A 13734-nucleotide genomic window follows, 5' to 3' on the forward strand; every position below is an offset into this window, starting at 1 on the left:
TCAGCCAACCGCGCTCGGCGGCCTGCGCCGCGCTCGAGACGAAGCAAGAGCCTCGCGCAGCGACGCCGCGACGCGCTCGGGCGCCTCGAAACGCAAAGTCACCGGCAGCGCGCGCACGTCGGCGCGCTGATCGGCGGCGAGGCGCACGTAATCCTTCTCGGTCGTCACCAGAGTCAGCCCGCGCCGGCGCGCGACGCCGGCCAATTCGGCGATGTCGCGCGCGTCGTAGACATGGTGATCGGGAAAGCGGCGCCGCCCCGCGACGATCGCGCCGATCCCTTCGAGCGTGGCGTAGAACTTCTCCGGCCGGGCGATGCCGGCGAAGGCGAGCACCGGCCGGCCGATCAGCTCGGCGGCGACGATCGCGTCGGCTTCGAGGCGAGCGCGGAACAGCGGCTTCGCCGCGCCCGGCGCGCGCGCCGGCGACGGCCCGCCGCCGATGACGACCTCCGCGGCGACGAACGGCGCCTGGCGTTCCGGGGCTGCGCGCAGCGGCCCGGCAGGGAAGCACAGGCCGTTGCCGAAACCCGCCTCGCCGTCGATCACCGCGATGGCGTAGTCCTTGGCGAGCGCCGGGTTCTGCAATCCGTCGTCGAGCACCAGGACGCTCGCGCCGTCGGCGATCGCCTCGCGCGCCGCAGCGACGCGGTCGACGCCGACCCAGCACGGCGCGACGCGCGCCAGCAGCAGCGGCTCGTCGCCGACGGCGAGCGCGCCGTGCAGATGCGGGTCGACGCGCGTTGGCGCGGCGCGCGGAGCGCCGCCGTAGCCGCGCGACAGAAAGGCGACCCGCTCGCCGGCGCCCTGCAGCAGCCGCGCCACGGCGATCGCGGTCGGCGTCTTCCCGGCGCCGCCGACGACGTAATTGCCGACACAAATCACTGGCGCGTCGACCCGCGTTCCCGGCCGCGCCATGCGCCGCGCCGTCGCCAGCCCGTAGAGCGCGCCGAGCGGCGCCAGCGCCCGCGCGGCGAGGCCAGGGCGCGCGCGCGCCCAAAAGCGCGGGGCGATCATGCCGCCGCCGGCGGTTCGTCGGCCGGCAGCAGCGGCGCGATCGCCCGCATCACCCGATCGGCCGCGCCACCCTGCGCTTCGACCGCCTTGGCGGCGGCGCGCGCCATCGCCCGCAACCGGCCTGGATCGGCGAACAGCGAAATCAGCGTCGCCGCGAGGTCGGCGGCGTCGGTCACGGTCGCCGCGCCGCCGGCTTCGTCGAGCAACGCATAAACGTCGACAAAATTGGCGACGCGCGGCCCGTGCAGGATGGCGCAGCCGAGCTTCGCCGGCTCGATCGGGTTCTGGCCGCCTTCGCCGATGAACGACTTGCCCGCCAGGACGACGCCGGCGAGGCGGTAGAACAGCCCGAGCTCGCCGAGCGTGTCGCAAATGTAGATGTCGACGCCGCGCTCCGGCCGCTCGCCGCGCGAGCGCAAGGCGCAGGCGAAGCCAAGCCCCCTGAGCTCGTCGGCGATCGCCGCGCCGCGATCGGGATGACGCGGCGCGATCAACGTCAGCACGTCGGGAAAGACCTGGGCGACGCGACGATGCGCCTCGGCGGCGATGCGCTCTTCGCCGGCGTGCGTCGAGGCGGCGACCCAGATTTGCCGCCCGGAAACGCGGCCGGCGAGCTCAGCGAGCTCCTTCTGGTCGGCGGGCGGCGGCGCGGCGTCGTATTTCAGATTGCCGACGACGTCGACCTTCGCCGCGCCGAGCTCGGCGAGCCGCTCGGCGTCGGCGGCGCTTTGCGCCAGGCAGAGATCGACTTCGCCGAGCAGCGCGCCGATGAAGTCGGGCGCGCGGCGCCAGCGTTCGTAGGAGCGCGCACTCATTCGCGCGTTGACCATCGCCAGCGGCGCGCCGGCGCGGCGCGCTTCGAGGATCATGTTCGGCCAGATCTCGGATTCGGCGATCAGCGCCATGTCGGGCCGCCAATGGCCGAAGAAGCGGCGCATGAATCCCGGCGCGTCGAGCGGGGCGAACTGATGCATCGCGCCCGGCGGCAGCCGCTGCGCCAGCAATCGCGCCGAGGTGACGGTGCCGGTGGTGACCAGCGCGTGGCGACCGTCGCCGGCGATCCGATCGATGAGCGGCATCAGCGACAGGGCCTCGCCGACGCTGGCGCCGTGCAGCCAAACCAATTGGCCCGGTGGGCGGGCGAGGCTGGCGACGCCGCGCCGCTCGTCGACCCGCATCGGGTCTTCCTTGGCCTTGTTGAGCCTGAGCGACAGCAGCGCCCCGCTCAGCGGCGACGCAAGGCGCGTCACGAGCCGATAGGCGGAGAGCGACAACGGCAGGCTCATCGACGCCTCAAATCCGCGCCGGGATCGCGCGAGCCGACCATGGCGTAGGCGCGGGCGTGAACCGCGTCGAGCCCGTCCTCGACCGCGCGCCGCGCCGTCTCGATCGCGTCGTCGTCGGCGTCGGGCGCCACGCGGATGGGTTCGCCGATGACGATCGCGCAGCGGTTGAATGGCAGGCCGATGCTGGCGCGGTCCCAGGATCTGACGTCGATCCGGCGCCTGGCGACGACGGCGATCGGCAGGATCGGCCGCCCCGACAGACGGGCCAGCGTGACGATCCCCAGGCCGGCGACGCGCGCGACCTTGGCGACGTCGGCGGTCATCGCCACCGACGCGCCGCCTTCGAGCGCGCGCAACAGTCCGCGCAGCGCCGGCGCGCCGCCCTTGCGCTTGCCGCGGTCGGCGCGTCCGCCCGATCCCCGCACCGGGATGACGCCGAGCCGTCGCAACGCCGCCGCCTGCATGCCGCCGTCGCCGCTGCGCGAGATGAGCGCCGCCACGCGCGCGATCGCGTGGGGCCAGGCGAATGACAGCATCAGATGCTGGCCGTGCCACATGGCGCCAATCGCCGGCGTAACGTCGCGAAACGCCGCCTCGAGGTCGGCCGGCGCGCTGACGAAGCGGCTGGTGCGCTGGATGAGCCGCAGATAGCTGGCGAGCAGGAAGCCCATCGCCTCCTGCCCGTAGCGGCTCCTTGCCAAACCCTTGAACATTGTCCGATCAGGCCAGTTTGCGGTTGAGGCCCGTGGGTTCGAGGAAGCGGTGCAAGTGGACGATGAAGTAGCGCACGTGGGCGTTGTCGACCGTCGCCTGCGCCTTGCCGCGCCAGGCGCGCGCGGCGCTGTCGTAATCGGGAAAGACGCCGACAAGGTCGATCTTGGCGGGATCGCGGAATTCGTGGCTGTCGAGGTCTTTCAACTCGCCGCCCAACACCAGATGGAGCAGTTGCCGAGATTCGTGAGCCGAAGCGTCGTCTTTCGTCATATCGTCAATTCCTTAGCGGAAGCTCGTGTTGGCGACGCCACAGTCAGCGCCGCGCCGGGGCCGCCCGGGCTTCGCGCCCCACAAATCGGACAGGCGCCCGCCCGCGCTCCCAAATCTCATGCCGCCCGGTCGCCGAACGCCGCGCGCGCCGCCTTGATCACGGTCGGCGCGAGGTCGACGCCGAACGCCAGCAAGGCGCCGTGGCGCATGCTCTGTCTATTATAGTGCAGGATTTGTCCACGGGCGTCGATCAGCAGCGCGCCCGCTTCGCTCAAGATGATGTCGGCGCCGGCGACGTCCCAGTCGTTGGCGCTGGCCGAAGCGAGGCCGACGTCCAGCCCGCCGTCGGCGACCCGCACCAGGCGGAGCGCCAACGAAGGAATGCGCGGCGCGGCCGCCAGCTCGATGCGGGCCGCCTTGGCGAGCGCCCCGACCATCGATCTCGGCCCGCCGACCAGGGCGCCCTCGAGCGCCGGCCTTCTCGTCGCGTGGATTGGCGCGCCGTCGAGCCTCGCCCCGCAGCCGATCGCGGCCTGGTAGGTTTGCCCGAGGGCAGGCGCATGAACGACGCCGGCGATCGGGCGCCCGTCGTGGATGTAGGCGATCGACACCGCCCAGCGCGGATCGCCGGTCAGAAACGCCCGCGTGCCGTCGATCGGATCGACGACGAGAAGGTTCGCCATTTCGAGGCGCGACAGATCGTCGGCCGTCTCCTCGGAGAGCCAACCGTCGCCAGGAAAGGCGGCGCCGAGCCGTTCGCGCAGGTAACGATCAACCGCCAGATCCGCGGTCGTGACCGGTGAGCCGCCGTATTTGGTGTGAACCTGGGCGCTGGTCTTTCCGCCCCAGCGGAAATCGCGCAGGGCGACCTCGCCCGCCCGCCGCGCGGCGTCGGTGATTTCCTCAAGCGCCGCTAGGGCGCGGTCGCGAATGCCAGCATCTACGGGCGTGTTCAAGTCAATTTTCCGATCGCGCGTGGTTTAGCGACGCCGGCGGCGGCGCGCAACGTCAGGTCGGCGTTCGCGGCCCGGCGCTGGCCAAGGCGGCCCGTCGCGTTATAGTCGAAGCGTCCTTCCGGCGGCGGCGACGCGCACGGCGGGCGACAGGAGCAGGGAGAACGATCATGGACGCGACGGCGCAACTGGCGCCGCCCCTGGTGGGCGCGCCTATCAATCTGTGGAATTTCGCCTGGGTGGCGTTGGCTTTCGCCGTCATGGCCGCGGCGATTGTCGCCGGCAGTCTGTGGACGCTCGACTTCGTCCATGTGATGACCGGCGGCCTGTGGACCGGCATCGACCTGTTCATGGGCTTCATCGTCGGGCCGACCCTGCGCGCGGCGCCGTTCGAGGCGCGCCGCGCCATCCTCACCCGGTTGGTCCCGAAGACGCTCTTCATCATGCCGACGTTGGCGATCGTCACCGGCACGACCGGCTGGTTCCTCGCCGGCCGGGTCGGGTTTCTCGCACTGCCCTACCCGCAGTTCTATTGGGTCGTGGCGGCGCTGACGATCGTGACGATCCTCACCATCCAGGGACTCGGCTACCTGCTGCCGACCAATCTGCGCGTCTATCTCGAGCTGCGCCGGCCCAACCCCGACGGACCGAAGATCGGCGCGCTGATGAGCCGCTATTTCTATGTAGTGGCGATCCAGGGGACGCTGCAGGTGCTGATCATCGTCGTCATGGCGCGCTTCGCCACCGGAATCTGAACCTAAGCTTTGCCTGAGCCGCCTAAGGCGCTAAGAAGCGCCATGCCCAGAGCCGCCAAACCCGCGCCCTTCGCCCATCTCGGGCGGCCGTCGCAGATTCCGAGCGCGCCCGACGCCAAGACGCTCGAGCGCGCCGCCAATCCACACGCCGACACCGACTACGCCGTGCGCTTCGCCGCGCCGGAATTCACCTCGATCTGTCCGATCACCGGCCAGCCGGACTTCGCCCATCTCGTCATCGACTATGTGCCCGACCGCTGGATCGTCGAGTCGAAGTCGCTGAAGCTGCATCTCGCCAGCTTCCGCAACCACGGCGCGTTCCACGAGGATTGCACGGTGCGCATCGGCCAGGAGCTGACGGCGCTGCTCAAGCCGCGCTGGCTCAGGATCGGCGGCTATTGGTATCCGCGCGGCGGCATCCCGATCGACGTGTTCTGGCAGACCGGCCGGTTGCCCAAGGGCGTCTGGGTCCCCGACCAGGGCGTGGCGCCCTACCGCGGCCGCGGCTGACGTTGCGTCCGACGTGATTATCCACATGAGGATAGTCGGCTGACCCGACGGAATCGTCAGCTTTCTTGAGACTTTTCCACAGACCGGCGGCGCTTCGTCAGTCGGTCGTAGTCTTGCAACTCGCCGACCAGCGCCTCGAAGTCCCTGAGCGGCACCATGTTGGGGCCGTCGGAGGGGGCGTAGTCGGGGTCGGGATGGGTCTCGATGAACACGCCGGCGACGCCGACCGCGACCGCCGCCCGCGCCAGTACGGCGACGAACTCGCGCTGGCCGCCCGAGGACGCGCCCTGCCCGCCCGGCTGCTGGACCGAATGGGTGGCGTCGAAGATCACCGGCGCGCCGGTGTCGCGGGCGAGGATCGGCAGCGCGCGCATGTCGGAGACGAGCGTGTTGTAACCGAAGCTGACGCCGCGCTCGGTGACCAGCGCATTCTCTCCGCCCGCCGCCGCGATCTTGGCGACGACGTGCTTCATGTCCCACGGCGCGAGGAACTGGCCCTTCTTGACGTTGACGGCGCGCCCGGTCAGCGCCGCGGCGACGAGCAGGTCGGTCTGGCGGCACAGGAAAGCGGGGATCTGCAGCACGTCGACGACTTCGGCGGCGAGCGCGCATTGGCGGGGCTCGTGCACGTCGGTCAGCGTCGGCAGGCCGAGACTTTCGCGGATTTCGGCGAAGATCGGCAGCGCCGCCTCAAGGCCGATTCCGCGCGCGCCGGCGCCCGATGTGCGATTGGCCTTGTCGAACGAGGTCTTGAACACCAGACCGAGCTTCAGCCGCGCCGCGATCTCCTTCAGCGCCGCGGCGACCTCGAGCGCATGGGCGCGGCTTTCGAGTTGGCATGGGCCGGCGATCACGCTGAGCGGTAGATCGGCGCCAAAGCGGACGACGCCGGCGCCGGCGTCGATTTCAACGATCGCGTTAAGCGCCACGGCCGCGGCTCCGCGTCCGGCGCGCGCGCGCCTCAGCTTTTTTCGAACCCATTGTCCTATCCCATTGTTTCGGGCGCACTCATGCTCGCTTCGAAGCAACTTCTCAAGCCGACGAGGCTGCGCTATAAGAGTGGATTATAGTCATAATGGTCATTGAGACCACAATCCGAGCGCCGCCCATGCCCACGATCCGCGCCAACTGGACCGTCGCCAACGCCAAGGCCCGACTATCGGAAGTCATCGAACGGGCTCGCCGCGAGGGACCGCAAACCATCACCAAAAACGGCGTCTCGACGGCGGTCGTGGTCTCGGTGGAAGAGTGGCAAAAGAAGTCTGTCCGCTCTGGATCGCTGGCGGAATTCTTGCTCGCTTCGCCGCTTCGCGAAGCTGACGTCGACGTCTCGCGCTCGCGGGACGACGCCCGGGCGCTCGATTTGTGAACATCCTGATCGACACCAACGTCATTTCGGAAATGACCAGGCCGCGGCCTGATCCGCGCGTCGTCGCCTTCCTGCACCAGGCGGACGAAGACCGATTGTTCCTCAGCGTGGCGACTCTGGCCGAACTTAGCCACGGCGTCGCCTTGAAGAGCGACGGCCAAGCCAAGCGGGCGCTCGAGGCGTGGCTCGCCAACGATCTCGCCGAACGGTTTTCCGGCCGCGTCGTCGACATCGATCCGCCGATCGCCCACGCCTGGGGCGATCTCATGGCCTCGGCGAAGCGGCGCGGATTGGCGCTTCATGTCATGGACGGGTTTCTTGCGGCCACCGCGATGATCCGCCGCCTGACCCTCGCGACCCGCAACGTCAAGGATTTCGAGCCATTTGGCGTGCCTGTGTTCGACCCATGGAATTCATAGCGCCCGGCGGGCGCGGCCGCAGACCCATCCGCCCGCTCAGCAAAACCGCCCGTGGCGGCGAACGGCGTCGCGGATCCGCGGCGCGAAGGCCCTGAGCAGCGCGCGGTAGAGATCGTTGTTCGAGGTCGCGCGGACGTTGGTTATGCCGCAACCCGCGAGCGACAGGTCGGCGTCGACGCGGACCGTCGCCGTCTCCTCGTAAATCGTCAGGCCGTGCGCCACATGCTTGCTGCGCAGCTTCAGCAGCACCGTGACCGAGGAGCCGGCCATGTCGGCGTGCGCGACCGCCGATTCGAGCCAACTCCTGCGCTGGTTGCCGAGACAGGCGCGCTCGCACAGCTTGGCGATCTCTTGCGCCGTCTTCGGCGTCGCGGCGAGCGTCTGGGTGAGGTCGATGTCGAGCGCCGCGGCCGGGGCGGCGGCGGCGAGCGCCGCAACGAGCGCGAAGGCGGCGAGCAGCCGGCGCGACAATGAAGTCTTCATCGGCTCCTCCCGATCGAGACCGCGGCGCCGAGCTTACGACAGTTTTGTCGCCAAGGCGCAGGATACGCCGCCCGGTCGATCGCGTCGCCTATGGCAGCCTCAACCGCGGCTGCGCTGTCGGCGGCGCCGAGGCCGGGGGGCGAAGCGCCCCGCCTCTCAGCCGCGCCAGCAACGGCCCGCCGAGTTCGACCAGCAGCACACTGGAGAGGATCAGCGCGCAGCCGGCGGTCGCCGCCATACTCAACCGCTCAGCGAGCAGGATCGCGCCGGCGATCGCGGCGAACACGCTTTCGAGCGAGAGAATCAACGCCGCCTCGGCCGGCGGCGTGTAACCCTGCGCGACGATCTGCATGGTGAAGGCGACGCCGCCGGAGATGATTCCGGCGTAGAGCAGCGGAACCAGCCCGGCGAGAAAATCGCCGGCGCGCACGGGCTCGAACGCCGCCGCCGCGCCCGCCGCAAGCGCGCCGCAGATGGCGTATTCGAGAAAGGCGAGCGTGAACGGCCGCGGCCGCCGGGCGAGGAACATCGGCGTCAAGGCGATGCCGAGCGCCCAGGCGACGTCGGAGAGCAGGATGAGCCCGTCGCCGACGCTCATCGGCTGCGCCGCGCCGCCGCCGTTCGCCAGCAGCCAGGCGCCGGCGGTCGACAAAACGCAGGCGACGGCGACGATCGAACGCGGCAAGCGGCCGGTCAGCAGCCACACCGCGATCGGCGTCAGCACGACATAGCAGGCGGTGAGGAAGCCGCCGCTGGTCGCGGTCGTCGTCGCCAGCCCGATCTGCTGCAGCGCCGATCCGACGAACAGCGTCAGCGAAATCCAGATCGCGACCCGCCACGCTTTCGCGTCGAAGCGCGCCGGCGCGCGCCAGGTCTCGAAGGCCGCCAGCGGCGCCAGCACCAGCGCCGAAATCGCGAAGCGCGCGGCGACGAAGCCGAGCGGCGGCACGACGCCCTCCGCCACCCTTTGCGCGACGAAGGCGACGCCCCACAGCAGAGCGGCCGTCAGCAGCGCCGCATCGGCGCGCAACCGCGTCACAGCCCTGCTCCTAGCCCCGTGCGAGATCCGGCGGCGTCCCCTCGGCGACGAAGGCGGCGAGCGCCTCGTCGAGGGACTTCGTCTCCTGCGCGTTCGAGCCGAGGCGGCGAATCGAGACGGCGCGCTCGGCCGCCTCCTTCTTGCCGATCGCCAGCAGCGCCGGAACCTTGGCCAGCGAGTGCTCGCGCACCTTGTAGCTGATCTTCTCGTTGCGCAGGTCGGCTTCGACCCTCAGGCCCAGCTTGCGCGCTCTGGCGATGAGCTCCATCGCGTAGTCGTCGCCCTCCGAGGTGATCGTGCAGACGACGATCTGGACGGGGGCGAGCCACAGCGGCAGATGGCCGGCGTGGTTCTCGAGCAGGATGCCGATGAAGCGTTCGATCGAGCCGCAGATCGCGCGGTGGATCATCACCGGCGTCGTCTTCTCGCTGTTGGCGGCGATGTAGAAGGCGCCGAAGCGCTCCGGCAGGTTGAAATCGACCTGAGTGGTGCCGCACTGCCAGTCGCGGCCGATCGCGTCGCGCAGCACGTATTCGAACTTCGGCCCGTAGAACGCGCCCTCGCCCGGATTGATCTGGGTGGTGACGACATTGCCGTGGCGCGCCTTGATCTCGTCGAGCACGCGCCCCATCACCGCTTCGGCGTGGTCCCACATCTCGTCCGTGCCGACGCGTTTGTCGGGACGGGTCGAAAGCTTGACGACGATCTTGTCGAAACCGAAATCGGCGTACACCGACAGGATCAGCTCGTTGATCTTGTGGCACTCGGACGCGAGCTGCTCCTCGGTGCAGAAGATATGCGCGTCGTCCTGGGTGAAGGCCCGCACGCGCATGACGCCGTGCAGCGCGCCGGACGGCTCGTAGCGGTGGACGACGCCGAACTCGGCCAGGCGCAGCGGCAGCTCGCGGTAGGAGCGCAGGCCGTTCTTGAAGATCTGAATATGGCCGGGGCAGTTCATCGGCTTGATCGCGTAGATGCGCTCGTCCTCCGCTTCGGCGTCTTCGCCGGCCGGCCGGGCCATGAACATGCTCTCGCGATACCAGCCCCAATGGCCGGAGATCTCCCACAGCTTCTTGTCGAGAACCTGCGGCGCGCTGACTTCCTGATAGTCTTCGGCGAGGCGGCGGCGCATGTAGGCGATCAGGGTCTGGTAGATCGTCCAGCCCTTCGGGTGCCAGAACACCGTGCCCGGCCCCTCCTCCTGGAAATGGAACAGGTCCATCTCGCGCGCGAGCTTGCGGTGGTCGCGCTTCTCGGCTTCCTCGAGCTGCTTGAGATAGGCGTCGAGCTCTTCGCGCTTGGCGAAGGCTGAGCCGTAGATGCGCGACAGCATCGGCTTGGTCGAGTCGCCGCGCCAATAGGCGCCGGCGACCTTCATCAGCTTGAACGCGTCGCCGACCTTACCGGTCGAGGTCATGTGCGGGCCGCGGCAGAGGTCGGACCATTCGCCCTGATTGTAGAGCTTGATCTCCTGGTCGGCGGGAATGGCGTCGATCAGCTCGACCTTGAACGCCTCGCCCTTCTTCTCGAAGAAGCTCTTGGCGGCGTCGCGGCTCATCGCCGACTTCACGAAGGGACGATCACGCGCGACGATCTCGCGCATGCGCTTTTCGATCGCCGGGAAATCCTCGGGGGCGAACGGGACCGGGCGGAAGAAGTCGTAATAGAAGCCGTTCTCGATCACCGGGCCGATCGTCACCTGCGTATCCGGCCACAACGACTGCACCGCCTCGGCGAGCACGTGCGCCGCGTCGTGGCGGATGAGCTCGAGCGCGCGCGGGTCGTCGCGGCTGATGAACTCGATCTTGGCGTCGGCGTCGATCGTGTCGGCGAGATCGGTCAGGACGCCGTCGCGCGCCATCGCGACGGAGCGCTTGGCCAGAGACGGAGAAATCGATTTGGCGATGTCGAGGCCGGAAAGGCCGGGTTCGAACGTGCGGCTCGCGCCGTCGGGAAACGTAACCTGGACCATAATCGCTCCTATGGCTCACTCGCCGATACCAATCGGCGTAAGCGAATGGGGAGCGTATAGAGGCGCGGCGGGCGGAGAGCAATGCGGCCGATCGGCAGCGGGCGGGGCCGGGCGGCGTTCGTGCAAGTCCGTTGCGCGCGGAAGCGATTTCAACGGCTTGGGCGCCATTTTCGGTCCCTTTTGGGGGATGGCGGCGAGAGGAGGTCCCGACCATATGCACATTTCATTTATGTTTTATATGAAGCTTTGCGAAAGACGCCATAGCCGACTCGCAACACACGGCGCGCGCGCCGATCGCTTGCGCCTTGGGCCTGTCAGGAGGTCGACGGCGGGTCGCGTCGACCGACCGGCGCCGCGGCCTTAGCTCCACTCCCGCCCTCCTGCTGGGAGCGAACGATGCTGCGACGCGCCCGGCAGACCGCAATGATCGCCCTGGCGCGCGCCGAGGGGGTGACGCGGGGCGGATTCAGGGCTCGCGCGTCGGGGCGGCGCTGGCGCGGCGCTACATCGCCGGGGCGACGCCCGAGGCGGCCCTGACGCGCGCCGCCTGCCTCAACGACGAGGTCAAGGAGATCGCCGAGCCGGGGCCGATGCGGCTCCATCTTTGCGATAGCGCGCTCGAGCGCGCTCGAGCGCGCTCGGCTCGCCTTCGCGCGCCTCGAGGCGTTCGCGCCGCTCAGTGGCCTCATCGACGACAGCCCGCCGAAGCCAGGTCTCCCCGACGCCGCCGAGGCGGCGCGCCTCCGCGAGGAGGCGGCGCAGAACCTCGCCGCGGCGCGCAAGCTCGTCGCCGAGTGCGGCTACCACCGGCGCGACGAAGAGCTGGCCGAGCTGGAGGACGTCGCCGCCGGCCGCCGCCGCTTCGCCGATCTGCCGCCGCGGGTTTGAGGCGGTCGTCGTGGCCGCGGGCGGCGGCGGCGCGTCGAAGCCGTCGCCCGATCCGGTCTTCAGAGCAGGATGCGGTCAGGCGAAATCGTCATCGCGAGCGGCAGCGAAGCGATCCAGGCCAAGCCGCCGCCGCAATCCCCAAGTCTGGACTGCTTCGCCATCGCTCGCAATGACGGCCGAAAAGGTTCAACTCGAACGCATCGTCTCTATTGCGTCGGACAGTCCGGCACGCCGCCGTCGTAGCGATAATTGTAGCTGACGGCGCCGTTCTCGCAGGGACCCGGATGGAACTCCGCCGTCGCGCCGCCATTGGCGAAGCTGGCGAAGCGGGTGACGACCCCCGCCGATGTTCCCGACGTCCATTTGAGGCAGAGGTTGATCGTCTTCTCGCCGCCGCTGCAGGCGTTCTTGAACTGCAGCACGTGCCAGCCGCCGTTCGGGCATTCGTTGGGCGTCACGTCGGTCCAGCAATTCGGATCGGCCAGCGCCGGGCCCGCCGCCGCGATCAGCAACGCGCTCGCCGCCGCAAGCCGCAGTCGCGCTGTTGCAAGAGGTCGCTGATCACCCATGCCCCCTCCTCGCTTCCATGCTCGGCGCCCGCATCCTGAGCGCGTGGCCCTCGCCCCCGCAGGCTCGCGCGGGGGCCGCTCATTGGTAGCGTCGAAATCCGCATCGGCCAAGCGGCGCGTCGGGACGGCGTTGGCGCAGGAGGAAACCGATGACGATCTTGCAATGTCATTCCCGCGAAAGCGGGAATCCAGACTTGGCGGCCGTTGCACCCTTTGCCCCTGGATTCCCGCGTTCGCGGGAATGACAGCAGCGGCAGCGGCGTCTGCTCGCCCGCCGCCTCAAGTGTCGGCGTCGCCGATGAACGTGGCGAACCGGCCGCGCAGCCATTCCCCGACGCCCTTGACGCCGACGGCGGCGGAAGCGGCGTCGATTCCGCGGGCGAGCGCGAGCGGGCCTGAGAGCCAGCCGCTGGCGTTGCGTTCGTCGAGCCAGTCGACCATCCCGCCCGGAAACGCGAAGACGGTCAGCGCCAGCACGGCGTAGAGGACGCGCAGCCACGCCCACGGGCTGGTCGAGGAAGGCGGCTTGACGCGCGGCGCGGCCATCGGCGGCTCCCCCCTAGAACTGGAAGTAGATGAACGGCGCCGCGGTCGACGGCGCCATGACGATGATCGCATAGAGCAGAACGAAGCCGAACGCGGCGGAAGCGAGCGCGCCGCGGTTGTCGAGCACGACGCCGATCGCGGCGCGCGCGCGCGAGGGCGCGATCTGGGTCAGCGCGCCGCAGGCGATCAGCGGCAGCACCACCATCGGCATGGTCGAGGCGGCGCCGTTGTCCGTCCACACGCCGCCTAGAAATTGGCCGACCGCATCGAGCGACGGCGCGCGGAAGAACAGCCAGGTGAGACAGACGAAGTTGAACGTCAACGTCCAGTCGACGACCCGCACGATTCTGCCCTCGCCCCAGCGCGCGAAGGCGGCGCTGCGCCGCCAGGCGTGGTCGAGAACCAACGCGACGCCGTGCATCGCGCCCCAGATCAGGAAGGTCCAATTGGCGCCGTGCCACAGCCCGCCGAGCACCATCGTCAGCATCAGGTTGCGCGTCGTCGCCAGCGCGCCGTGGCGGTTGCCGCCGAGCGGAATGTAGAGATAGTCGCGCAGCCACCTTGACAGCGTCATGTGCCAGCGGCGCCAGAAGTCGCCGATGCCGAGCGCGCGATAGGGCTGGTTGAAGTTCTGCGGAAAGCGGTAGCCGAGCAGCGCCGCGACGCCGATGGCGATGTCGGTGTAGGCGGAGAAGTCGGCGTAGATCTGGATCGCGTAGGCGTAGACCGCCATGATCAGATCGAAGCGCGAGAACTGCGACGGATCGGTGAAGACGGGATCGACGAACCGCACCGCGAGGTAGTTGGCGATCACCATCTTCTTGAACAGGCCGCCGAGGATCAGCAGCATATTCTCGCCGAACGAGAAATCGCTGGCGCGGCGCGGGGAGGCAAGCTGCGGCAGGAATTCGTGGGCGCGCACGATCGGGCCGGCGACCAGGTGGGGA

Annotated in this window: 16 protein-coding genes; 4 read left to right on the forward strand and 12 right to left on the reverse strand. The window is 69.4% G+C overall.

The annotated features are described in order from the left end of the window. The 5 genes from lpxK to ABSF49_RS06625 all read right to left on the reverse strand — a co-directional run bounded on the left by lpxK (window position 1) and on the right by ABSF49_RS06625 (window position 4240). The gene (gene lpxK, locus ABSF49_RS06605; protein WP_424111837.1) at window positions 1–1014 is read right to left on the reverse strand and encodes a tetraacyldisaccharide 4'-kinase; all 1014 of its coding nucleotides are present in this window, start codon (window positions 1012–1014) and stop codon (window positions 1–3) included. Continuing rightward, complete coding sequence (locus tag ABSF49_RS06610) at window positions 1011–2300, reverse strand: 3-deoxy-D-manno-octulosonic acid transferase (RefSeq protein ID WP_424111838.1); 1290 nt, start codon at window positions 2298–2300, stop codon at window positions 1011–1013. The genes lpxK and ABSF49_RS06610 overlap by 4 nt, the downstream gene beginning before the upstream one ends. Next, window positions 2297–3013 carry a lysophospholipid acyltransferase family protein gene (locus tag ABSF49_RS06615; RefSeq protein WP_424111839.1) on the reverse strand — a complete coding sequence of 239 codons (717 nt, stop codon included), beginning with the start codon at window positions 3011–3013 and terminating at the stop codon, window positions 2297–2299. Before ABSF49_RS06615 ends, ABSF49_RS06610 begins: the two co-directional genes overlap by 4 nt. 7 nt (window positions 3014–3020) lie before the next feature. Next, window positions 3021–3284 carry a DUF4170 domain-containing protein gene (locus ABSF49_RS06620; RefSeq protein ID WP_424111840.1) on the reverse strand — a complete coding sequence of 88 codons (264 nt, stop codon included), beginning with the start codon at window positions 3282–3284 and terminating at the stop codon, window positions 3021–3023. A 116-nt stretch (window positions 3285–3400) separates the two neighbouring features. Next, window positions 3401–4240 (reverse strand): 3'(2'),5'-bisphosphate nucleotidase CysQ, encoded by an 840-nt coding sequence (locus ABSF49_RS06625; protein WP_424111841.1) that lies wholly within the window; start codon window positions 4238–4240, stop codon window positions 3401–3403. A 167-nt stretch (window positions 4241–4407) separates the two neighbouring features. Between ABSF49_RS06625 and ABSF49_RS06630 the strand changes: the two genes are divergently transcribed. Further along, on the forward strand, window positions 4408–4992 hold the full coding sequence (locus tag ABSF49_RS06630) for a hypothetical protein (protein ID WP_424111842.1): 585 nt from the start codon (window positions 4408–4410) through the stop codon (window positions 4990–4992). A 42-nt stretch (window positions 4993–5034) separates the two neighbouring features. Then, on the forward strand, window positions 5035–5502 hold the full coding sequence (gene queF, locus ABSF49_RS06635; RefSeq protein ID WP_424111843.1) for a preQ(1) synthase: 468 nt from the start codon (window positions 5035–5037) through the stop codon (window positions 5500–5502). Between the two features lie 56 nt (window positions 5503–5558). On the opposite strand, the gene kdsA is transcribed toward queF, so the two are convergent. Next, window positions 5559–6431, reverse strand: a complete 873-nt coding sequence (gene kdsA / locus ABSF49_RS06640) for a 3-deoxy-8-phosphooctulonate synthase (RefSeq protein WP_424111844.1) — start codon at window positions 6429–6431, stop codon at window positions 5559–5561. Between the two features lie 179 nt (window positions 6432–6610). Between kdsA and ABSF49_RS06645 the strand changes: the two genes are divergently transcribed. Together ABSF49_RS06645 and ABSF49_RS06650 are read left to right on the forward strand one after the other, a co-directional pair. Then, a complete protein-coding gene (locus ABSF49_RS06645) occupies window positions 6611–6871 on the forward strand; it encodes a type II toxin-antitoxin system Phd/YefM family antitoxin (RefSeq protein WP_424111845.1) in 261 nt (86 codons plus the stop codon). Beyond that, entirely contained in the window at window positions 6868–7290 is a 423-nt protein-coding gene (locus ABSF49_RS06650; protein ID WP_424111846.1) for a type II toxin-antitoxin system VapC family toxin, read from the forward strand. Before ABSF49_RS06645 ends, ABSF49_RS06650 begins: the two co-directional genes overlap by 4 nt. Window positions 7291–7326: 36 nt before the next feature. On the opposite strand, the gene ABSF49_RS06655 is transcribed toward ABSF49_RS06650, so the two are convergent. The 6 genes from ABSF49_RS06655 to ABSF49_RS06680 form a co-directional block, all read right to left on the reverse strand. Next, a complete protein-coding gene (locus ABSF49_RS06655; protein ID WP_424111847.1) occupies window positions 7327–7773 on the reverse strand; it encodes a hypothetical protein in 447 nt (148 codons plus the stop codon). Window positions 7774–7861: 88 nt separating this feature from the next. After that, on the reverse strand, window positions 7862–8812 hold the full coding sequence (locus ABSF49_RS06660; RefSeq protein ID WP_424111848.1) for a DMT family transporter: 951 nt from the start codon (window positions 8810–8812) through the stop codon (window positions 7862–7864). Window positions 8813–8822: 10 nt separating this feature from the next. Further along, complete coding sequence (gene thrS, locus ABSF49_RS06665) at window positions 8823–10784, reverse strand: threonine--tRNA ligase (RefSeq protein WP_424111849.1); 1962 nt, start codon at window positions 10782–10784, stop codon at window positions 8823–8825. A gap of 1094 nt (window positions 10785–11878) precedes the next feature. Next, complete coding sequence (locus tag ABSF49_RS06670) at window positions 11879–12241, reverse strand: hypothetical protein (RefSeq protein ID WP_424111850.1); 363 nt, start codon at window positions 12239–12241, stop codon at window positions 11879–11881. 279 nt (window positions 12242–12520) lie between these two features. Next, a complete protein-coding gene (locus tag ABSF49_RS06675) occupies window positions 12521–12787 on the reverse strand; it encodes a hypothetical protein (RefSeq protein WP_424111851.1) in 267 nt (88 codons plus the stop codon). 13 nt (window positions 12788–12800) lie between these two features. Next, on the reverse strand, window positions 12801–13734 hold a 934-nt coding region (locus ABSF49_RS06680; RefSeq protein WP_424111852.1), incomplete at its 5' end, for an MBOAT family O-acyltransferase.

The organism is Roseiarcus sp. (assembly GCF_049514155.1).
In the GTDB taxonomy this organism is placed as follows: Bacteria; Pseudomonadota; Alphaproteobacteria; order Rhizobiales; family Beijerinckiaceae; genus Roseiarcus.